This is a genomic window from Tsuneonella sp. HG222 (assembly GCF_053819185.1).
This window is the reverse complement of sequence record NZ_JBSOQZ010000001.1, coordinates 19,426-38,601: the sequence shown is the minus strand read 5'-3', so window position 1 is coordinate 38,601 and position 19,176 is coordinate 19,426. Positions and strand designations below refer to the sequence as shown.

17 protein-coding genes are annotated in these 19,176 nt (G+C 69.1%); 10 read left to right on the top strand and 7 right to left on the bottom strand.

Annotation, left to right across the window (positions count from 1 at the left end):
- Positions 1–69 precede the first annotated feature (69 nt).
- The 7 genes from ACWPMZ_RS00140 (at position 70) to ACWPMZ_RS00110 (ending at position 8,701) form a co-directional block, all read left to right on the top strand.
- Positions 70–1,149: a YihY/virulence factor BrkB family protein gene (locus ACWPMZ_RS00140; RefSeq protein ID WP_455702007.1), complete on the top strand. Its 1,080-nt coding sequence runs from the start codon at positions 70–72 to the stop codon at positions 1,147–1,149.
- The gene (gene fabI / locus ACWPMZ_RS00135) at positions 1,146–1,964 is read left to right on the top strand and encodes an enoyl-ACP reductase FabI (protein WP_455702006.1); all 819 of its coding nucleotides are present in this window, start codon (positions 1,146–1,148) and stop codon (positions 1,962–1,964) included. The genes ACWPMZ_RS00140 and fabI overlap by 4 nt, the downstream gene beginning before the upstream one ends.
- Positions 1,965–2,091: 127 nt before the next feature.
- The gene (locus tag ACWPMZ_RS00130; RefSeq protein WP_455702005.1) at positions 2,092–2,865 is read left to right on the top strand and encodes a metallophosphoesterase family protein; all 774 of its coding nucleotides are present in this window, start codon (positions 2,092–2,094) and stop codon (positions 2,863–2,865) included.
- An 85-nt stretch (positions 2,866–2,950) separates the two neighbouring features.
- The gene (locus ACWPMZ_RS00125; protein ID WP_455702004.1) at positions 2,951–4,339 is read left to right on the top strand and encodes an O-antigen ligase family protein; all 1,389 of its coding nucleotides are present in this window, start codon (positions 2,951–2,953) and stop codon (positions 4,337–4,339) included.
- 132 nt (positions 4,340–4,471) lie between these two features.
- Positions 4,472–5,182: a polysaccharide biosynthesis/export family protein gene (locus tag ACWPMZ_RS00120; protein WP_455702003.1), complete on the top strand. Its 711-nt coding sequence runs from the start codon at positions 4,472–4,474 to the stop codon at positions 5,180–5,182.
- A 13-nt stretch (positions 5,183–5,195) separates the two neighbouring features.
- Entirely contained in the window at positions 5,196–7,406 is a 2,211-nt protein-coding gene (locus ACWPMZ_RS00115) for a GumC family protein (protein ID WP_455702002.1), read from the top strand.
- Positions 7,407–7,417: 11 nt separating this feature from the next.
- The gene (locus ACWPMZ_RS00110) at positions 7,418–8,701 is read left to right on the top strand and encodes a hypothetical protein (protein ID WP_455702001.1); all 1,284 of its coding nucleotides are present in this window, start codon (positions 7,418–7,420) and stop codon (positions 8,699–8,701) included.
- On the opposite strand, the gene ACWPMZ_RS00105 is transcribed toward ACWPMZ_RS00110, so the two are convergent.
- From ACWPMZ_RS00105 to ACWPMZ_RS00085, 5 genes are read right to left on the bottom strand one after another with little or no spacing between them, the layout of a single operon-like run.
- Positions 8,631–9,224, bottom strand: a complete 594-nt coding sequence (locus ACWPMZ_RS00105) for a GNAT family N-acetyltransferase (RefSeq protein WP_455702000.1) — start codon at positions 9,222–9,224, stop codon at positions 8,631–8,633. The genes ACWPMZ_RS00110 and ACWPMZ_RS00105 overlap by 71 nt on opposite strands.
- Complete coding sequence (locus ACWPMZ_RS00100; RefSeq protein WP_455701999.1) at positions 9,224–9,967, bottom strand: sugar transferase; 744 nt, start codon at positions 9,965–9,967, stop codon at positions 9,224–9,226. Before ACWPMZ_RS00100 ends, ACWPMZ_RS00105 begins: the two co-directional genes overlap by 1 nt.
- Entirely contained in the window at positions 9,960–10,886 is a 927-nt protein-coding gene (locus ACWPMZ_RS00095; RefSeq protein WP_455701998.1) for a transketolase family protein, read from the bottom strand. The genes ACWPMZ_RS00100 and ACWPMZ_RS00095 overlap by 8 nt, the downstream gene beginning before the upstream one ends.
- Entirely contained in the window at positions 10,879–11,742 is an 864-nt protein-coding gene (locus ACWPMZ_RS00090) for a transketolase (RefSeq protein WP_455701997.1), read from the bottom strand. The genes ACWPMZ_RS00095 and ACWPMZ_RS00090 overlap by 8 nt, the downstream gene beginning before the upstream one ends.
- On the bottom strand, positions 11,739–12,866 hold the full coding sequence (locus tag ACWPMZ_RS00085) for a DegT/DnrJ/EryC1/StrS family aminotransferase (RefSeq protein WP_455701996.1): 1,128 nt from the start codon (positions 12,864–12,866) through the stop codon (positions 11,739–11,741). The genes ACWPMZ_RS00090 and ACWPMZ_RS00085 overlap by 4 nt, the downstream gene beginning before the upstream one ends.
- 130 nt (positions 12,867–12,996) lie before the next feature.
- Here ACWPMZ_RS00085 and ACWPMZ_RS00080 point away from each other — a divergent pair, with 130 nt between their 5' ends.
- Genes ACWPMZ_RS00080 through ACWPMZ_RS00070 form a run of 3 tightly spaced genes read left to right on the top strand, consistent with a single transcriptional unit; the run spans position 12,997 to position 16,938 of the window.
- On the top strand, positions 12,997–14,211 hold the full coding sequence (locus ACWPMZ_RS00080) for a glycosyltransferase family 4 protein (RefSeq protein ID WP_455701995.1): 1,215 nt from the start codon (positions 12,997–12,999) through the stop codon (positions 14,209–14,211).
- A 9-nt stretch (positions 14,212–14,220) separates the two neighbouring features.
- Complete coding sequence (locus tag ACWPMZ_RS00075) at positions 14,221–15,615, top strand: hypothetical protein (RefSeq protein WP_455701994.1); 1,395 nt, start codon at positions 14,221–14,223, stop codon at positions 15,613–15,615.
- 24 nt (positions 15,616–15,639) lie between these two features.
- Positions 15,640–16,938, top strand: coding sequence for a hypothetical protein (locus ACWPMZ_RS00070; RefSeq protein WP_455701993.1), 1,299 nt, complete (start codon positions 15,640–15,642; stop codon positions 16,936–16,938).
- A gap of 9 nt (positions 16,939–16,947) precedes the next feature.
- On the opposite strand, the gene galE is transcribed toward ACWPMZ_RS00070, so the two are convergent.
- Positions 16,948–17,949, bottom strand: a complete 1,002-nt coding sequence (gene galE, locus ACWPMZ_RS00065) for a UDP-glucose 4-epimerase GalE (protein ID WP_455701992.1) — start codon at positions 17,947–17,949, stop codon at positions 16,948–16,950.
- Between the two features lie 9 nt (positions 17,950–17,958).
- On the bottom strand, positions 17,959–19,167 hold the full coding sequence (locus ACWPMZ_RS00060) for a glycosyltransferase family 4 protein (protein ID WP_455701991.1): 1,209 nt from the start codon (positions 19,165–19,167) through the stop codon (positions 17,959–17,961).
- Between the last annotated feature and the right edge of the window lie 9 nt (positions 19,168–19,176).

The window sequence follows — 19,176 nt, the reverse complement described above, 5'->3', positions numbered from 1 at the left end:
GAACGCGCAGGCATTTTCGCGGGTTGGGTTGCTCGACAGAGCGACCGTGACTGATAGAACCCCCTCCCCATGACGCCGCCGGGCCTCCCCGACCAGAACCTTCACGGGCCCCCGGTCGAAGATCTTTCCCCCGAAGGACGGCGGCGGCAGGCGCTCAACCAGATGCGCGGCATGGGCCACCATGTCCGCCGCCATGTCGGGCCCGGCACCCGGATCTTCGAGGTGATCAAGCGGGTCGCGATCGGCACCTACAACGACGGTTTCATCCATGCCGGCAACCTTGCCTACATGGCGGTGCTGGCGATCTTCCCCTTCTTCATCACCGGCGCGGCGATCTTCAGCTTCTTCGGCGAGGAGACGGAACGCGCCGCCAGCATCAACGCCATCCTGCTGGCCCTGCCCCCGATCGTCGCCGACGTGATCGGCCCGGTGGCGCGCGACGTGATCGAACAGCGCAGCGGCTGGCTGCTGTGGGCCGGCGGCCTGGTGGGCCTGTGGACCGTGGGCAGCCTGATCGAGACCATCCGCGACATCCTACGCCGCGCCTACGGCACGCAGGCAACCGCGGCGTTCTGGAAGTATCGCCTGTTTTCCAGCGGGATCATCGTCGGGGCGGTCATCCTGCTGATGCTCAGCCTGATCGCGCAGGTCCTGATCGGCGCCGCCCAGGAGGTGATCGACGCCTATTTCCCGCAACTGTCCGACGGCCTCAGCCAGCTCTCGCTGTCGCGGCTGATCCCGGCCTTCGGGCTCTACGGCTCGCTCTACCTGCTGTTCTACACCCTCACCCCGCATCTTTATCGCACGCGGCGCTATCCCAAGTGGCCCGGCGCGCTGCTCGTCACCTTGTGGTGGATCGTCGTCACCCTGTCGCTGCCGCCGCTGCTGCGCACCGTGTTCAGCTACAACATGACCTACGGCAGCCTGGCGGGCATGATGATCGCGCTGTTCTTTTTCTGGCTCGTGGGACTGGGAATGGTTATGGGCGCGGAGCTCAACGCGGCGCTGGCCGAAACGCCCGAGGAAGTCGAGGACCACATTGGCCAGACCGACAACCGGGAACGGGCCGCCATGGCGTTGGCGAACAGGATGAAACAGGACGCAGTGGGGTTGGTGGTGCCGCAGAAGCAGGAGGAACCTGACGAATGAGCGGTCTGATGCAGGGCAAGCGCGGCCTGATCATGGGCCTTGCCAACGACAAGTCGCTGGCCTGGGGCATTGCCCAGAAACTGGCCGAGCACGGCGCCGAGCTGGCCTTTTCCTATCAGGGCGAGGCGCTGGGCAAGCGGGTCAAGCCGCTGGCCGAACAGCTGGGCAGCGACTTCACCTTCGAGTGCGACGTGTCCGACATGGCCGCGCTCGACACGGCGTTCGAAACGCTCCAGGCGCGCTGGGACACTCTCGACTTCGTGGTCCACGCGATCGGCTTTTCCGACAAGAACGAGCTGCGCGGCAAGTATGTCGACACCAGCCTCGACAACTTCCTGATGACGATGAACATCTCGGCCTACAGCCTGGTCGCGGTGGCCAACCGCGCGCGGCCGATGATGACCGCCAAGGGCGACGGCAGCGGCGGCAGCATCCTGACGCTGACCTATTACGGCGCCGAGAAGGTCGTGCCGCACTACAACGTGATGGGCGTGGCCAAGGCGGCGCTGGAAACCAGCGTGAAGTACCTGGCCAACGACCTCGGGCCGGAGAACATCCGCGTCAACGCGATCAGCGCCGGGCCGATCAAGACCCTGGCGGCAAGCGGGATCGGCGATTTCCGCTATATCCTCAAGTGGAACGAGCTCAACGCGCCGCTGCGTCGCAACGTGACGATCGAGGACGTCGGCGGCTCGGGCCTCTATTTCCTGTCCGACCTGTCGAGCGGGGTGACCGGCGAGACGCACCACGTCGATGCGGGTTACCACGTGGTCGGCATGAAGCAGGAAGACGCGCCCGATATCGCGCTGGGCTGACGCGGCCCGGGCTCCCTGCAACGATGGCGGTTCAGCCCCGGGCAAGCGTGCGCCCCTAACGGGGCTTTGCGGGCAGGCGAGACTCGGCTAGGGCGCCTCGCCCGGCCGCTGCCGGACGATACGAACGATGCTGGGAAAATTCTTCAAGAAACTCGTGCCCGCCCCGACGCGGCCTGCCGTGCCCGAAGGCGCGCGCGTCTACGCGATCGGCGACGTGCACGGCCGCGCCGACCTGCTGGGCAAGCTGCTGCGGCAGATCGAGGCCGATCACGCCGCGCGCCCGGCGGCGCAGCAGATCGTGATTTTCCTGGGCGACCTGATCGACCGGGGTCCGGCCAGCCGCGAGGTGGTCGAGATGGCCCGCCAGTTCGCCGCGGAGCGCAAGGACGTCCACCTGCTCAAGGGCAATCACGAGGAGGTCTTCCTCCAGACCCTCGAGGGCGACGCGCAGACGATGCGGCTGTTCGCCCGGATCGGCGGGCGCGAGACGCTGGCGAGCTACGGCATTACTGAGGCCGAGTTCGAGAACGGCAGCTACACCGAGCTGGCCGAGCTGGCCGCCGAGCGCGTGCCGCCCGAGCACAAGCGCTTCCTCGACCGGGGCAAGGACAGCATGACGCTGGGCGACTACCTGTTCGTCCATGCCGGGGTGCGGCCCGACAAGGCGCTGGCCGAGCAGACGAGCAAGGACATGCGCTGGATCCGCGGCGAGTTCCTCGATTTCGAGGGCGAGCTGGAGAAGGTCGTGGTGCACGGCCACTCGATCGCGATGGAAGTGCAGGAGCACCCGCACCGCATCGGCATCGATACCGGCGCCTTCCAGACCGGCGTGCTGACCGCGCTGGCGCTGGAGGGCGAGGATCGCTGGTTCCTGCAGGCCCGCGAAGGCGAGGCCGCCTAGCGCCTCCCCGACCCCGCACAGGAACGATGCCTGTTGGCAAACGCACCCGCTTCGCGCAAAGCGCCGCCGGGACGCAAGGATATCCATGAAAGACCGCTTCACCCTCATTCTCGCGCTCGCGTTCCTGGCCGTCGTGGCGCTGATCGGCGGCGCCTCGCGCGCCGACGCGCTCAGCCAGATGCCGCTGCGCCTGATCGCGCTGGCATTCCTGGTGGCCGGCCTGTGGGCGCCCAACACGGTGCGGCTGAAGCGCTATCGCCCGCTGTTCTGGTTCATGGGGCTGACCGCGCTGCTGCCGGCCCTGCAACTTATCCCGCTGCCCTACGGCGTGTGGGCGGCGATTCCCGGCCATGGGTTCTACGCCGGGATCGTCGACGCGATCGGCCTGCCGCACACCTGGCGGCCGCTTTCGCTGGTGCCGGGCATGACTTGGAACGCGCTGCTCTCGCTCGTCGTGCCCGCGGCGATGCTGGTGCTGGCGACGCAGGTTCCCGCCGACCGCCTGCCGCGGCTGGCGCTGGCGATCCTCGCCATCGCGCTGATCGGCATGGTGCTCGGCTTCGCGCAAGGCGGCGGGGGCACCCGCTCGGCGCTGCGGTACTACCGCATCACCAATTCCGACGCGATGGTCGGCCTGTTCGCCAACCGCAACCACCACGCGGTCCTGCTGGCGATCGCGCTGCCGATCCTGTGCGCGCTGCCGATCGGCTTCCGCGAGAACGAGACCTGGCGCCGCGTGGGCCTGCCGGTCAGCGCGCTGGTGGGCGTGATGATCGGCGCCACATTGCTGCTCGCCGGATCGCGCGCGGGCCTGCTGACGGGCGCGTTCGGCGCGCTGGCCGGTTCGGTGCTCTATGCCACGATGGCCTCCGCCCGGCGCGAGCAGACGCGCCAGCAGCACCGCGGGCGCTCGGCCTGGCTGGAACGGCTGCGCCACCCGCTGGCGGTGCCGGTCGCCGCGGCAGCCGCCATCGTCCTGGCCGGGATCGGCTTTGCCAGCACGCCCACGATGCAGCGCCTGCTCAAGACCAACGCGGCCGAGGAAGACCGGCTGCAGCTGCTCTCGCCGATCATGGACCTGGCGCGCGAGATGTTGCCGCTGGGCGGCGGGTTCGGCAGCTTCGACCGCCTGTTCCGCCGGTTCGAGGATGTCGAGACGCTCAAGACGGTGTACCTCAATCACGCCCACATGGACGTGGTGCAGATCGTGATCGAGGGCGGCATTCCGGCCGCGCTGCTGTTCGTCGCCTTCCTGGTGTGGTGGGCAAGGCGCTCGTTCGCCGCCTGGCGCGCCCCGGCCTCGGCCGCGATCGGCGACAACCTGGCGCGCATCGGCTCGCTCACCACGGCCATCGCGCTGCTCGGCAGCCTGGGCGACTATCCGCTTCGCACCCCGCTGCACATGGCGGTGTTCGTCATCGGCTGCGTCTGGCTGCAGCGCGGCGGGCGCGAAAAGGGCTCGGCGCAGTATTGAGCGGCCTCGCCGCATCGGCCCAATTGCTTGCAACCCCCCGCCGCAGCGCTTAGGACAGGCGCCGTTAAGCCTGATCGGCCCACGGGCCGGTCTTGTCGGGGTGGGACCTCGGGGATCGGATTGAATTTGCAGATGAAACAGATACTTGCCGGGCTGCTCGGCTTGCTGGTCCTGACCGGCTGCGCCTCGCAGAAGGAAAAGGGCCTCGATCCCGATGGGGCGGTCGTCACTTCGCTGACCGACCTTCCGGCCCCCACCGCGGTCGACCGCTACGATCATTCGCCCGCCTATACCGTCGGCCCGTTCGACGAGCTGACCGTCAACGTCTTCGGTGTCGAGGACCTGAGCGGCGATGTCGTGGCCGATGCGCAGGGCCGCGTCGCGGTTCCGCTGGCTGGCACGATCGACGCTTCCAACATGACGCAGAACCAGCTGGCCGACGCGATCGCCGCGAACCTGCGCACCTACGTCAAGAACCCGCAGGTCACCGTCAACGTCAAGAACGCGCGCAGCCGCACGATCACCGTCGACGGGCAGGTCAGGGAACCCGGCGTGTTCCAGGCCAACAGCAACCTTTCGCTGATGCGCGCGGTCGCCACCGCCAAGGGCACGACCGAGGATGCCGACGTCGAGGACGTGGTGATCTTCCGCACCGTCGGCGGCCAGAAGATGGCCGCGGTCTACAACCTGGGCGCGATCCGCCGCGGGACCTACAATGATCCGCCGATCTACCCCAACGACATCGTGGTGGTCGGGGATTCGCCCTCGACCCGGATGATCCGCCAGATCGCGCCGGTCGCCGCGTCGCCGGTCATCCTGCTGTTGCAAGCGCTTTTGAACTAGGCGGTAGAAGACGATGAACACCCTCGAATCCTCGCCGCAGCCCTGGGAACGCATTTCCTCGGTCAGCGTGAACGCCAACGCCCAGGCCGAAGCCAACGTCATCGAACTGCCGCTGATGCTGCGCCTGTGGCGCATCCTGGTGCGCCGCCGCTGGCTGATCGTGGGCAGCATCATCCTGGTGACGATCCTGGGCCTGCTCTACTCGTTCACCCGCACCCCGCTCTACACCGCGAGCTCGCGGCTCGAGATCAGCCGCGACAGCGCGCAGGTCGTCAATATCCAGAGCGTCGAGCGCGAGACGTCGGAATTCGACCTCGAGTTCTACCAGACGCAGTACGGCCTGCTGGCCTCCAACGCGCTGGCCGAACAGGTCGTGCGCAACATGCGCCTGCAGGACGACCCGATGTTCAAGGGCGCCTACGGTATCGAGGACGCGGCGACGTCCGAAGAAGAAGGCCCGCGGATGAGCCCGGCCGAACTGCGCCAGGCGAAGATCCGCCAGGCGGTCGACATCGTGCTCGGCTCGGTCGAGATCGCCCCGATCCGCTCGTCCAGGCTGGTCGACATCGCGGTGACCACGCCCGACCCGGCGCTGTCCGCCCGCATCGCCAACGCCTGGGGCGCGAACTTCATCGAGATGAACCTCAAGCGCCGCTACGAGGCCAACAGCTACGCGCGCGAGTTCCTCGAGGACCGGCTCGAGCAGTTGCGCCAGCGGCTGGAGGATTCCGAGCGCGACCTCGTCGCCTACGCCTCGGCGCAGAACATCATCAACCTCGAACAGGCGACCGACACGCAGACCGGGCGCACGCTTTCGCAGCGCTCGCTCCAGGCCGACCAGCTCGCCACGCTGAACGAGGAGCTGGCCAAGGCCGAGGCCGACCGTATCCGCGTGCAGGCCATGCCGCGCTCGGGCACCGCCAGCGCCGAGGCACTGACCAACGCGACGCTCGCCTCGCTGCGCGATCGCCGCGCCGCCGCCCAGGCCGAGTACCAGAAGCTGCTGACCCAGTTCGAGCCGAACTATCCGCCGGCCCAGGCGCTCAAGAACCAGGTCGACGCGCTCGATACCAGCATCGCGCGCGAAGAGAGCCGCATCTCCGCCACGCTGGGCGGCGCCGCCACCGCGGCGGGTGCCCGCGAAACCGCGCTGCGCGCCCGCGTCGCCTCGCTCACCGGCGATCTCAGCGACCTGCGCCGCCGCTCGATCCAGTACAACATCTACCAGCGCGAGGTGGACACCAACCGCGTGCTGTATGACGGCCTGCTGCAGCGCTACAAGGAAATCGGCATCGCCGGCGGCGTGGGGACCAACAACATCTCGGTGGTCGACAATGCCGAGGTGCCCGAAGGCCCGTCGTCGCCCAACCACGCGCTCAACCTGCTCGCCTCGCTGCTGCTCGGCGCCGTCCTCGGCGCGGCGCTGGCCATGCTGATGGAGCAGATCGACGAAGGCATCACCGAACCGACCGACGTCGGCCGCGTGCTGCACGCCCCGCTGCTGGGGGTCATCCCGACGACCGAGGACGGCGACCCGATCGCCGCGCTCAACGACCTCAGGTCCTCTCTGGTGGAATCCTACATCGCGGTGCAGACCAACCTCGACCTGTCGACCGCGCACGGCGCACCGGCCTCGCTGTCGGTCACCAGCACCCGGCCGCAGGAAGGCAAGTCGACCACCGCCTTCGCGCTGGCCCACACGCTGGCGCGCAGCGGCCGCAAGATCGTGTTGATCGACGGCGACATGCGCTCCCCGTCGGTCCACCACGAGTTCGGCATCAAGAACGGCGAAGGCCTGTCGAACGCGCTGACCGGGCACGACAACGTGCAGGAGCTGCTGCACCAAACCAGCAACCCGAACCTGCGCTACATGACCGCCGGCCCGCAGCCGCCAAACGCCGCCGACCTGCTCGTCGGCAACCGGCTGCAGATCGTCATCAAGAAGCTGCTCGACAGCGGGATCGACCACGTGATCATCGATTCGCCGCCGGTCCTCGGCCTGGCCGACGCGCCGCTTATCGCGGCGGCGGTCGAAGGCACGATCTACGCGGTCGAGGCGCGGGCGATCCGCACCAGCCGCGTGCGTACCGCGATGCAGCGCCTGCGCGGCGCGAACATCAACTTGCTCGGCGTGGTCCTGACCAAGTTCAGCACCAAGCACACGCAGTACAGCTACGCCTACGACTACAAGTACGGCTACGGCAAATCGACCGTCCAGGCGTAACGGAGTAAGTCATGCGGCAACGCGGGCTCCTGCGGCCCATACTTCTCGTCGTGCTGGCGCTGTTCGCCGGTTATCTCGTGGTGCGCGAAGGCACGGTGCAGACCGCCACCCGGCTGCCCGCCAGCCTGCTGCTGGCGAGCCGTCTGGCACCCGCCGATCCCGAGATCCTGACGCTGGCGGCCAAGGCCGACATGCTCAAGTCGGTCGCCGCCGAACAGGCTTCGGGCAAGGCTGCAACCAGCCTGCTGCCGGCCGATTCGCCCGCGCTGCAGCAAGGCGGCGAAGCGGCCTACGAGGCGCTGGTCGGCGACCTGACCCAGGTCGAGGCGCTCGCGGTCTATGGCGCGGCCGCCAACGCACGCGGCGACCAGAAGGCCGCCGGGGCGATCATGCGGGCCTCCGATTCGCTCAGCAGGCGCAACCTCCTGACCCGCCTGTGGCTGATCGAGGATGCGGCCAAGCGCGAGCAGCTGCCCGAGATGCTGCAGCACATCGACGTGGCGCTGCGCGTGTCGGCCACCGCACAGAACCAGATGTTCCCCTTCCTCGCCCGCGCGCTGGCCGAACCCGGCCTGGTGCCGGACTTCGTGCGCATCCTGCGCCGCGAGCCGCCGTGGACCGAGGCATTCCTCTACACCGCCGCGACCAGCGGTTTCGGCACGAAGAACCTGGCGAAGATCTATCTCGCGCTGGGCAAGGACTACGAATACCAGGGGCAGGAGCTTAGCGCCCTGCTGATGGAACAACTGGTGGCGCAGAAGGCCTATGCCGAAGCGTTCGAATTCGAGCGCGGCCTGACGGGTACCCGCTCGATCGGCACGGAAGTGACCGACCCGGCCTTCGCCAAGCATGAAGGGCTGGAGCCGCTGACCTGGCTGCTGACCTCGACCGCCGATTTCGACGCCGCGCGGTCGACCGATTCGTTCGGCAACACCGGGCTCGACCTGCTCAGCTCGGGCTCGGGCGCCGGTGTCGTGGCCCGCCAGCTGCTGGCGCTGCGCCCGGGCCGCTATCGGTTCAGCAACAGCGTGACGAGCGACTACGGCGAAGTGAAGCTGGAGCTCGAATGGCGCCTGCGCTGCGCGGCGGACGATGCCGTGCTGGGCCGCTTCGTGGTGCTGGAAGACAAGAGCGAGAGCTGGACCGTCCCTTCGTCGTGCGGCTTCCAATGGCTCGAACTCTATGCAGATGCCGCCGGCACGGTCTCGAGCGAGACGGTGTTCGTCAGGCCCGTGCGCCTGGAGCGGCTGGGCCAGGGCCAGAGCCAGGCCGCGGACGAACGCTCGTCATCCTGAACTGGCCGAGCGGACCGAGGCCCAAGGGCCTGGTCCGCACGCCGGTCCCTTCAAGCCGGTAGCCGATCCGCTCGATCAACCGGATCGAGGCGGCATTGTCCTCGTCCACGACGTACCACAGCGCCGGGCACTTGCCGGCAAAGTCGGCCTGCACCGCGGCGATCGCCTTTGCCGCCAGCCCCTGACCGCGCATCGCGGGCGCGGTCCACAGGTCGCCCATCTGCATGTCCAGCCGGCCCATGAACGGGAAGCGGTGCCAGCGCGGGGTGACCAGCAGGCGGTGGAGCAGCGTGTCGCCCCCATTCTCGCGCCGGTGGATCGCGTAGACGGTCAGGTCGGTGCGCGGGAACTGGCCGGCGAGGTCCATCGCCCACCAGATGCGGTTGGCGTTGCCGGCGAACAGGCCCGTGGGCGGGCCGTCGCGGTGCGGCTGCCAGCGGGTCAGACTCAAGTCGCCGAGGTCGGGCGGGGGGAGCCGCACCTCGCCGTCGGCGGCGCGGTAGAAGCGGACCGCGTGGGCCATCAGGCCAGCGCGACGCCCGCGCCGGGGCTGCCAGGGGCGCCGGGCGGCAGTGCAGGTTCGAGCGGCGCCTCGCGCCGGGCGACGCGGCGCAGGTCGGCGGGGGCGCCGTGGCGGGCGAGGATCGCGTCCACGCCGCGCAGCGCAGCCGGCTTGTCGACGATGGCGAGCGCGGTCAGCCAGGCGAGCCGCAGGTCCATCGCCAGGCTGCGATGGTCGATGTAGAATAGGCCCAGCCGGCTCTTCCACGGGCGGATCAGCGTCTCGTAGGCTGCGTCGGCGTCGGCCTGGCCGGCCAGGATGTCGCCTTCGTCGGAGAACACGATCGAGCTGAGATCGGTGATGCCCGGCCGCACGCTGAGCAGGCGCATCTCCTCGGCCGTATAGCGGTCGACGCCGCCCACGCGGATCTGCGGGCGCGGGCCGACCACGCTCATGTCGCCGGTCAGCACGTTCCAGAACTGCGAAAGCTCGTCGAGCTTCCAGCGACGGATCAGGTGGCCCACCGGGGTGATCCGCGCATCGCCCGCCGAGGTCGAGGCGAGGCCGGTCCGGTCGGCCCCCACGCTCATCGAGCGGATCTTGATCATCGTGAAATCGCCGTTCCCGCGCGCGACGCGCGGCGCGCGGTAGAACGGGTCGCGCTTGTCGAAGGCCCAGACGCGCCATAGTGCCCAGAGCATGACCGGCGAGACCGCCAGCAGCACCAGGAACGCGACTACGACATCGAAGAGCCTCTTAGCCATCGCGGCCGAGAACATCCCTGACCGCCGCGGCGAGCGCAACAGAATCGAGGCCGTAGGCTCGGCGCAGGTAGCGCTGGTCGCCCACGATCGAGGGATAGATGTCCTGCACGCCGAGCCGCTTGAACGCGCGCGGCGCGGAGCCCGCATCGAGCAGCGCTTCCGCCACCGCGGAGCCGAGCCCGCCGACGACGGTGTGCTCCTCCAGCGTCAGCACCACGCCGGTCGCGCGCGCTGCCGCGACGACGCCTGCGGCATCGAACGGCTTGATGGTGTGGACGTCGACCAGCATGAGCTCGATGCCCTCGCCCGCCAGCACTTCGGCCGCGGCCAGCGCCTCGACCAGGATCGCGCCGGTGGTGAACACCGTGGCGTCGGCACCTTCGCGCACCGTGCGCACCTTGCCCAGCGTCACGTCGTGCGGCGCTTCGGGAAGGCCGGCCTTGTCTTTGTCGATGCGCAGGTAGGCGGGGCCCGCCTTGGCATATAACTGTTTGGTAAGTTCGACCGCCTGCCACGGGTCCGACGGGGCGACGACCGTCATCGCCGGCAGCGCGCGCAGGATGGCCAGGTCCTCGGTCGCGAAGTGCGACATGCCCAGCTGGCCGTAGGAAAAGCCCCCGCCAATCGCCACCGCGGTGACGTTGGCCTCGTGATAGCAGACATCGTTCCGCAGCTGCTCGAGGCAGCGCAGCGTGGTGAAGTTGCCGATCGAGTAGGTGTAGGCCCGCGCGCCTTCCAGCGCCATGCCGGCGGCCAGGCCGGTCATGTTCTGCTCGGCCACCCCGGCGTTGACGTATTGCGTCGGGCGGTTCTCGATGAAGTCGGTCAGGACCCCGAAGCCGAGGTCGCCGTTGACCAGGATGATGTCGGGATCCTGGTCGGCGAGTTCCCCCAGCGCGCGGACGAAAGCGTCACGCATGGCCCGCCTCCTTCAGCGCGTTTTCGGCGGCGGCCAGCTCGGCCATCGCGTCATCGTATTCCTGGCCTTCGTGAGCGAAGCGGTAATGCCACAGCACCGCGTTCTCCATGAACGACACGCCCTTGCCCTTGGTCGTCTCGGCGACGAGGATTGAGGGCTTGCCGGCCTCGAACGGCACGTTGCCGAGCGCGGCGGACAGCGCGGCATGGTCGTGCCCGTCGACCCGCTTCACGCCCCAGTTGAACGCGGCGAGCTTCTCGTGGAACGGCTCGAGCCCGATCGTTTCGCCGGTCGGCGCCAGGCTCTGGATGCCGTTGAAGTCGACCACCACGACCAGGTTTTCCAGCTTGTGCTGCGCGGCGAACAGGAAGGCCTCCCAGTTCGAGCCTTCGTCGCACTCACCGTCGGACAGCACGCAGAACACCCGGGCGGGCGAACCCTGCAGGCGCAGGCGATAGGCCATGCCCGTCGCCACCGGCAGACCGTGGCCGAGCGAGCCGGTCGACATCTCGACCCCGGGTACGCCCTTGTGGCTGACGTGGCCCGAGAAGATCGACCCGTTCTGGTAATGCCGGTCGAGCTCGCTCGGCGGGAAGAAGCCCCGTTCGGCCAGCGCGGCGTAGACGCAGGCGCCGGCATGCCCCTTGGACAGGATGAAGCGGTCCCGATCGGGCCATTTGGGCTGCGTCGGGACGACGTTGAGGACCTCGCCGTACAGCACCGCCATGATGTCGGCCATCGACAGGCACGAGCCGACATGGCTCGACTGGCCGAGGTGGGTCATGCGCACGACGTGCTTGCGCAGCTTGAGGGCCAGGGCGCGGGTGTCCGGCGCGTTTTGCAGCGCCTGGTTCACGCGCCGAAGAACCCCCGCACGGTCGCGATCACGTGCTCGACCTGATCTTCCGTCAGGATGTGGTTCATTGGCAGCAGCAGCGATTCGCGGAAGAACGCGTCGGTCCGCGGCAGGTCCTGCGTGAAGCCGAGCCCGCGGAACTGGTGCATTCCCGCCCCGCCCCACTGCACGATCGTGCCCACCTTGTGCTCCGCCAGGTGCGCCCGCAACGCATCGCGCCGCTCGCCCGCGCGCAGTTCGTAATTCTGGAAGATGTCGTAGTAGTCGCCGCCCTCGCTCGGGGGCGGGGGCAGGCGCAGCTCGGCGATGTCGCGCAGCGCCGCGTCGTAGCGCGCGGCAATCGCGCGGCGGCGGTCGATGGCTTCCTGGTAATACGACAGCTTGTAGACCAGGATCGCCGCGTGGAGGTTGTCCAGCCGCGAGTTGGTGCCCCAGATCGCCACGTCGCGGGGAATCGCCTTGTCCGGCCCGGCGCCGTGGTTGCGCATCGTGCGCACGACATGCGCGACCTCGTCCTTGTCGGTCGCCAGCGCGCCGGCATCGCCGAACGAGCCGAGCGTCTTGGACGGATAGAAGCTGTAGGTTCCCCACTCGCCGAAGCTGGCCGAGGGGCGGCCCTTGTAGCGCGCCCCGGCGGCCTGCGCCGCGTCCTCGAAGATCTTCAGCCCGTGCTCGTCGGCGATGGCCTGCAGCGGGTCCATGTCGCAGACCCGGCCGTTGACGTGGACCGGCATGATGCCGACCGTCCTGGCTGTCACCGCGCGGGCGACGTCTGCCGGATCGATCAGCCAGTCGCTCTCGCTCATTTCCACTGGGACGGGCACGGCCCCGGCAAAATGGATCGCCTGCGCGGCAGCGATGAAGCCGTGGCTCGGCAGGATGATCTCGTCGCCCGGCTTCACGCCGCAGGCCCGCAGGCCCAGGTGCATCGCGTTGGTCCCGTCGGACAGCGCCACCACGTGCTTCACGCCCAGGAAGGCGGCCAGCTTCTCCTCGAACTCGTCGACGTCGCGCTGCAGGATGAAACCCCCGCGCGCGGCGGTGTCGGTCATGATGCGGCCGAACTCGTCGGCACGCTCGGCCCAGAGGCCGGCCCAGTCGAAAAACGGTACGGAAATGGTCAAGGGAAAGCCCGATCCTGAATTCACGCGAAATGTGAGACGGGCGCGAGCGTTAGGGGCGCCCCCCGGAGGCGTCAACCGCCGAGAACGGGGCCTGCTTGCGTGCCCTGCGCCAAGGGGCTAGCGCCTCGCCGTGGCCCGCATCCTCTATGTCACGCAGTGGTTCGATCCCGAACCCAATATCGTCAAGGGCCCGGCCTTCGTCCGCGCGCTCGAGGCGGCCGGGCACAGCGTCGACGTGCTGACCGGGTTTCCCAATTATCCCACCGGCAAGGTCTATCCCGGCTATCGCCTGCGGCCCTTCCAGCAGGAGGAGCTGGGCGGGGTCACGGTCAAGCGCGTGCCGCTCTACCCCAGCCACGACACCTCGTCGCTGGGCCGCTCGCTCAACTTCCTCAGCTTCTTCGCTTCGGTGCTGGCCTACCTGCTGCTGCGCGGGCGGCGGTACGACCTGTGGTACGTCTACCACCCGCCGATCACGCCGGGCGTGGCGGCGGCGCTGGCGGGCAAGGTGCTGCGGCGCCCCTTCATTCTCGAGATCCAGGACCTCTGGCCCGACACGGTGACCGTCAGCGGCATGTCCGGAACCGGGCGCATGGGCCGGCTGCTCGCCGCCCTGTGCAATTTCACCTATCGCCACGCGGCCCGGATTCTCGTGCAATCGCAGGGGATTGCCGGGCGCCTGCTGCAGCGGGGCGTTCCGGCCGAAAAGGTCGGCGTGGTGCACAACTGGGCCGATGCCAGTGCCCTGGCCCTGCCCGCGCCGGACCGGGCCGCGCTGGGCATGGGCGACGAATTCACGCTGGTCTACGGCGGCAACCTGGGCCGGATGCAAGCGCTCGACACCGCGCTCGAGGCGATGGACCTGCTGCAGGCGCGGGGCGTGGCCGCCACGCTGGTCCTCGTCGGCGACGGCATCGACCGCGCGGCGCTGGAGGCCGAGGCCGCACGGCGCAGGCTTGCCAACGTGCGCTTCGTGGGGCGTGTCCCGCAGGAGGCGATCGGCCGCTGGTTCGCCGCTGCCGACGCGCTGCTGCTGCACATTGCCGACGATCCGCTGTTCACCATCACCATCCCCAGCAAGACGCAGTACTACCTTGCCAGCGGCCGCCCGGTGATCGCCGGGATCGACGGCGAGGCGGGCGAGATCCTGCGCGCATCGGGCGCGGCGCTGGTCGTCGCGCCGCAGGATGCCGCCGCGCTGGCCGGGGCGATCGAGCGCATGGCCGGCCTAGGCGCACAGGAGTGTGACCGCATGGGCGCGGCGGGCCGGGCACATTACCGCGCCGAACTCGCCTTCGAACGGGGCATCGACAAGACGCTGGCGCTCGTCGCCTCGGCGCTTTAAGCCGCCCCCATGGCGACGATACCGTATGAACAGGGCCGGCCCGCACCCGCCCCGGTGCGTACGATCCCGTCGTATTTCCCGTTCACCGGCGGAATGCGCATCCTGCCGCTGCTGCTGGCAGAGGCCTATCTCTTCGTCCTGCTCGGCCTGTTCCTGATCTGGCCGATCAACTGGCAGATCTTCCACGCGTCCGACTGGTGGCGCCTGATCGCCTATATCCTGGCCTGCTACACGCTGATCGCGGTCGGCTACATGCTGGCGACGGGGCCCGTGCGGCGCGTGGCCGAACCGTTCAAGCATACCGAGTGGGTGATCATCGGCGGGGCGATCGCGGCGGCGATCCTCGTGGTCCCGATCAGCCGGGTCTACACCGGCCGCTGGCCGTGGGAAGTCATGTCGGTCATCGGCCAGCAGGGCGAAGCCTATCGCACCCTGCAGGAACAGCTCGAACTGACGACCGGCCAGCGCGGCCTGATCGCCATCGTGCGCGCGGTCTTCTCGCCGCTGACCTTCGCGGTCGTGCCGCTGGGCCTGGTGCACTGGACGCGGCTGACCTGGTTCCAGCGCGGCTTTGTGGTCCTGTCGGTTCTCGTCACGATCCTCATCTCGCTGCTGCGCGGCACCGACCGCGAGTTCGCCGATCTCGCCATCGTGGCCGTGGGCGCGCTGCTGATCGCCGTGGCCCGGTCGAACAGCGAGACATCGGGCGCGATCATGGTCTTCGTGCGCCGCTACTGGCCGGTGGTGATCGTGGGCGTGCTGTTCGTGACGATGGCCGCCTCGCTGTTCTCCGAACGCAAGAGCGCGCGGCTCGGCAACGTCGAGAACCGCACGGTCGCCTGCGTGAACACGAGCAACATCTGCGCAAACCTCGATGCGCCGCTGATCCGCTGGATGCCGCAGGAAGCGCGCTTCGCCACCTCGCTCTTCATCCTGTCCACCGCGTCGGGCTTCTACGGGCTCGAGATCGCGATGGAGAAGGACTTCAAGCCGACCTACGGCGTGGGCCATTCGCCGGCCGCCATCGCCGTCTACGAACTGCTGACCGGCGATACCGAGATGGCGCGGCGGACCTATACCTACCGCAACGGGTTCGACGGCTGGTCCGAGCTCAACTACTGGTCGACCCTGATGGCCTGGCTGGCGAACGACCTGGGCTTCCCGGGCACGCTGGTGGCGATCCTGTTCATCGGCTGGATCTTCGGGCGAACGTGGCGTTCGGCCACGGTGGGCAACAGCGATGCGGCTGCAGTGCTGTTTTGCGCGCTGATGATCACGATGTTCTACCTCACCGCCAACAACCAGCTGTTCGGCAGCTACGACGGCTATTTCGTCGCGGCCGCCTGGGCATTCATGTGGCTGATCGAAAAGCGCCACCAGGTGGTGATGCGCCTGTCGTCGTGAGCGCCGCGCCGTGACGGGGCGGGCATGACCGCCCGGCGCGCCGGCCTGGCCGGCATGGCGACGATCCCGGCATTCTTCCTGTTCAAGGTCGGCTCGGCGCTGGCCCTGCTGACCGCGTCGACCGCCTGGCTTCCCGTCGCCGGGTTCGCCGAATTCACCCAGCTGATGATCCTTGCCGCGCTGCTCAACCTGGCAGCGATCGGCGGGGCGCAGAACGGCCTGATCCGGATCACCGCGGCGGCCGGCGACGATGCAGGGCAGATCGCCAGGGCCCACGGCGCGGCGCTGGCGATCTGGCTTCCCGTGCTGGTCGTCGGGATCCTGGTCGCGGCGTTGCTGCGCGATCCGCTCTCGACCTTGCTGGTGGGTGACGGGCGCGCCGCGGGGGCCGCCCTGGCCGTGGTCGCGCTGACGCTGGCGGCCGGGCCGGGGCAGATCCTGACCTCGATCCTGACCGGCCGCCATCGCCCGGGCGCGAGCCTGCTGGCCCAGGGCTGCGGCCTGCTGGCGAGTACGGCGGGCGCGCTCTGGCTGCTCCGGCAGGGTGAGGCGCAGGGCGCCGCGGTGGCCTTTGCCGCCGGCCCGCTGCTGACGATGGTCGCCGCGCTGCCGTTCTATCTCGCCGAGCGCTTGCCCCGGCCCTCGCTTGCGACGGTTCGCGCGGAAGTGCGCCTGCTGTTCGGCTATTCCGGGGCGACCGTGGCGGTGGCCGCGTCCAGCGCGGCGATCCTGTTCGGCCTGCGGGCGGTCTACCGCGAGGCGTTCGGGCTCGAGACGCTGGGCTACTGGCTCGCGGCCAACCGGATTTCCGACACCACCACGCAGTTCCTGGGCCTGGCGATCCTGCAGCTGTTCCTGCCGCGCTACACCGCGATGCGCGACGAGGACGGGGCGCACCGGCTGGTCTTCGTCACCTGGGCGGCCGGCTTTGCGATCATGCTGGCGGGTCTGGCGCTGTTCGCGGCGGCGAGCGACTTCTGGGTGCGGCTGATCCTTTCGCCCGCGTTCCTCCCGGCGACGACCGGCATCCTGCTCTACATGGCGGGCGACGTGCTGCGCGTCTGGGCCGCGGTGGCGATGAATGCGCAGCTCGCCCGGGGGCGCCCGTGGATCTTCGCCGGGATCGAGATCGGCACGCTCGCACTGATGGCCGCGCTCACCGTGGGCGGGATCGCGGCAGGCATGACGCTCGCCCCGATGCTCGGCTACCTGACGGCCTACGCGGTCACGGCTTTGCTGGTCACGGTATGGTTCGTGCGCGGCCGCCTCGCCGCGCGCCGCCCCGTGCCGCCCGTGCCCGAGGGAAGCGACGTGCTGACCTAGGCGCCGGTATCAGCCCCGCCCGTCGAGCGCGCGGCGCTGCTCCATCTTCTGTTCCCAGTTCCAGGCGTGCCGGACGATGGTCTCGATATCGTCGAGCTTGGGCTCCCAGCCGAGCTCGGCACGGATGCGGCTTGCCTCGGCGACGACCTCGATCGGATCGCCGGCCCGGCGCGGCCCCTCGGTCACCGGGAAGTCGCGCCCGGTGACCCGCTTCACCGTGTCGATGATGTCGCGCACCGAATAGCCGTGGCCATAGCCGACGTTGAGGGTCTTGCTCTCGCCGCCGCCGCGCAGGTGGGCCAGCGCCAATTCGTGCGCGTCGATCAGGTCGGTGACGTGCAGGTAATCGCGCACGCAGGTCCCGTCGTAGGTCGGATAGTCGGTGCCGAAGATCTGCAGCCCCTTGCGATAGCCGAGCGCGGCCTGGACGGCGATCTGCACCAGCAGCGTGGTCTTGGTAGTCGACTGGCCATAGCGGCCCTGCGGGTCCGCCCCGGCGACGTTGAAATACCGCAGCGCGACGTAGCGCATGCCGTTCACCGCGGCGAGATCGGCCAGCATGTGCTCGGTCACCAGCTTGGACTTGCCGTAGGGCGTGGTCGGCGCGATCGCCGCTTCCTCGCTCACCGGGTTCGTCACCGGGTTGCCGTAGACCGCGCTGGTCGCCGAATAGACGAACTGCCCCACGCCCGCGTCCGCCGCCGCCTGCAGCAGCGCGCGCCCGTTGGCCGCGTTGATGCGATAGTATTCGAGCGGCTTTTCGTAGAGGTCGGGCGTGATCAGCGTTGCGGCAAAGTGCAAGATCGTGTCGACCTTGCGCTCGCGCATCAGGGTGACCATCCGCTGGTAGTCGCCGGTCGAGGCGACGATCAGGTCGTGGCCCTCGGGCACCGCCCAGGGCACGCCGTTCGACATGTCGTCGACCACCACGAAATCCTCGCCCTTGTCGGCCAGGCGCAGGCCCATGTGGCCGCCGATGTATCCGGCGCCGCCGGTAATGAGTGTCGTCATTGGGGTCGCTTAGCCTCGCCCGCCCGCGCGCTCAACGGCTGCGAGCACGGTGTCCGCGGTGTGGCGGACGTGGAACACCTCGTCGAGGCAGCGCGCGGCGCGGGCCGACAGCTCCGGGCCGCGTTTCGACGCCAGCCGCTCGGCGGCGCGGAAGAACCCGGCGGAATCGCCGAATTCGACACCCTCGCCGACGTCGAAATTCGTCAGGATGTGGAGGTAGTCGCTGCCCGGCTCGACCGCCGCGACGACCGGAAGCCCTGCGCGCAGGTAGTCGATCGTCTTGGTCGGGAACGAGAACGAGCTGACCCCCGGCACGGTCGCCACCAGGCCGACATCGCAGGCGGCGACGACCTCGAGATACTGTTCGCGCGGGACGCCCGGGAGGTAAAAGACGTTGCTCCGCTTCGCCGCTTCGCCCTCGACCAGCGAGGCGAGCCGGCCGCTGCCCATGAACAGGAAACCGAGATCGGACCCGGCGCGCTCGGCCTCGGCGGCGGCTTCGAGCATCTGCTCGATCCCGCGCCCCTCGACGATCTGCCCCCCGAACAGCGCCAGCGGGCGGCCGGCGGGCAGGCCCAGCCGGGCGCGTGTGGCCGCCCGGTCCGCCTGCGGCGGCGGGCCGATCTCCGACCACAGCGGGGTCGAGACCACGTCCTGTCCCGGACGCAGGCGATAGTTGCGCTTCAGGTAGCCGATGTTGCCCGGCAGGTTGCAGACGATGCTGGTGAAGCGCCGCATCAGCTGTTCCTCCAGCCGCTTGGCGATTTCGAACACCGGCCCGCGGGGCACCATGCCGATTTCCATGTGGTGGATCGGGAAGAAGTCGAACACGAACAGGATGCGCGCCCGCACGCCCGCGCGGATCGCCGCGAGCAGCGGCCCGCGCACCGTCAGCGCCGGGGTCCACGCGACGACCGCGTCGAACTTTGAAAGGTCGAAATGGCGCCGCAGTTCGGCGGTGGCATGGCGCGAGGTGAGCACGAACTTGCTCGCCCGGTAGGCCAACGTGCCCAGCGCGGTCGCGGCGCGCGGCGCCACGTCGACCACGCGCACGCCCGTATCGTCGCGGACCACGGTGGCAGCCCCGGTCTCGGCGCGCCAGGCGAGGTGCAGCACCTCCACGTCGTGGCCACGCCCGCGCAGTTCATGCGCCAGCTCGCCGGTCATGTAGCTGTCGCCCGGCGCCGGATAGATCGTGGTCAGGAAAAGAAAACGCATACCGCGGGG

Coding starts and splice junctions, on each gene's coding strand:
- ACWPMZ_RS00140 (WP_455702007.1), top strand. CDS start 70: ATGACGCCGCCGGGCCTCCCCGACCAGAACCTTCACGGGCCCCCGGTC.
- fabI (WP_455702006.1), top strand. CDS start 1,146: ATGAGCGGTCTGATGCAGGGCAAGCGCGGCCTGATCATGGGCCTTGCC.
- ACWPMZ_RS00130 (WP_455702005.1), top strand. CDS start 2,092: ATGCTGGGAAAATTCTTCAAGAAACTCGTGCCCGCCCCGACGCGGCCT.
- ACWPMZ_RS00125 (WP_455702004.1), top strand. CDS start 2,951: ATGAAAGACCGCTTCACCCTCATTCTCGCGCTCGCGTTCCTGGCCGTC.
- ACWPMZ_RS00120 (WP_455702003.1), top strand. CDS start 4,472: ATGAAACAGATACTTGCCGGGCTGCTCGGCTTGCTGGTCCTGACCGGC.
- ACWPMZ_RS00115 (WP_455702002.1), top strand. CDS start 5,196: ATGAACACCCTCGAATCCTCGCCGCAGCCCTGGGAACGCATTTCCTCG.
- ACWPMZ_RS00110 (WP_455702001.1), top strand. CDS start 7,418: ATGCGGCAACGCGGGCTCCTGCGGCCCATACTTCTCGTCGTGCTGGCG.
- ACWPMZ_RS00105 (WP_455702000.1), bottom strand. CDS start 9,224: ATGGCCCACGCGGTCCGCTTCTACCGCGCCGCCGACGGCGAGGTGCGG.
- ACWPMZ_RS00100 (WP_455701999.1), bottom strand. CDS start 9,967: ATGGCTAAGAGGCTCTTCGATGTCGTAGTCGCGTTCCTGGTGCTGCTG.
- ACWPMZ_RS00095 (WP_455701998.1), bottom strand. CDS start 10,886: ATGCGTGACGCTTTCGTCCGCGCGCTGGGGGAACTCGCCGACCAGGAT.
- ACWPMZ_RS00075 (WP_455701994.1), top strand. CDS start 14,221: ATGGCGACGATACCGTATGAACAGGGCCGGCCCGCACCCGCCCCGGTG.
- ACWPMZ_RS00070 (WP_455701993.1), top strand. CDS start 15,640: ATGACCGCCCGGCGCGCCGGCCTGGCCGGCATGGCGACGATCCCGGCA.
- galE (WP_455701992.1), bottom strand. CDS start 17,949: ATGACGACACTCATTACCGGCGGCGCCGGATACATCGGCGGCCACATG.
- ACWPMZ_RS00060 (WP_455701991.1), bottom strand. CDS start 19,167: ATGCGTTTTCTTTTCCTGACCACGATCTATCCGGCGCCGGGCGACAGC.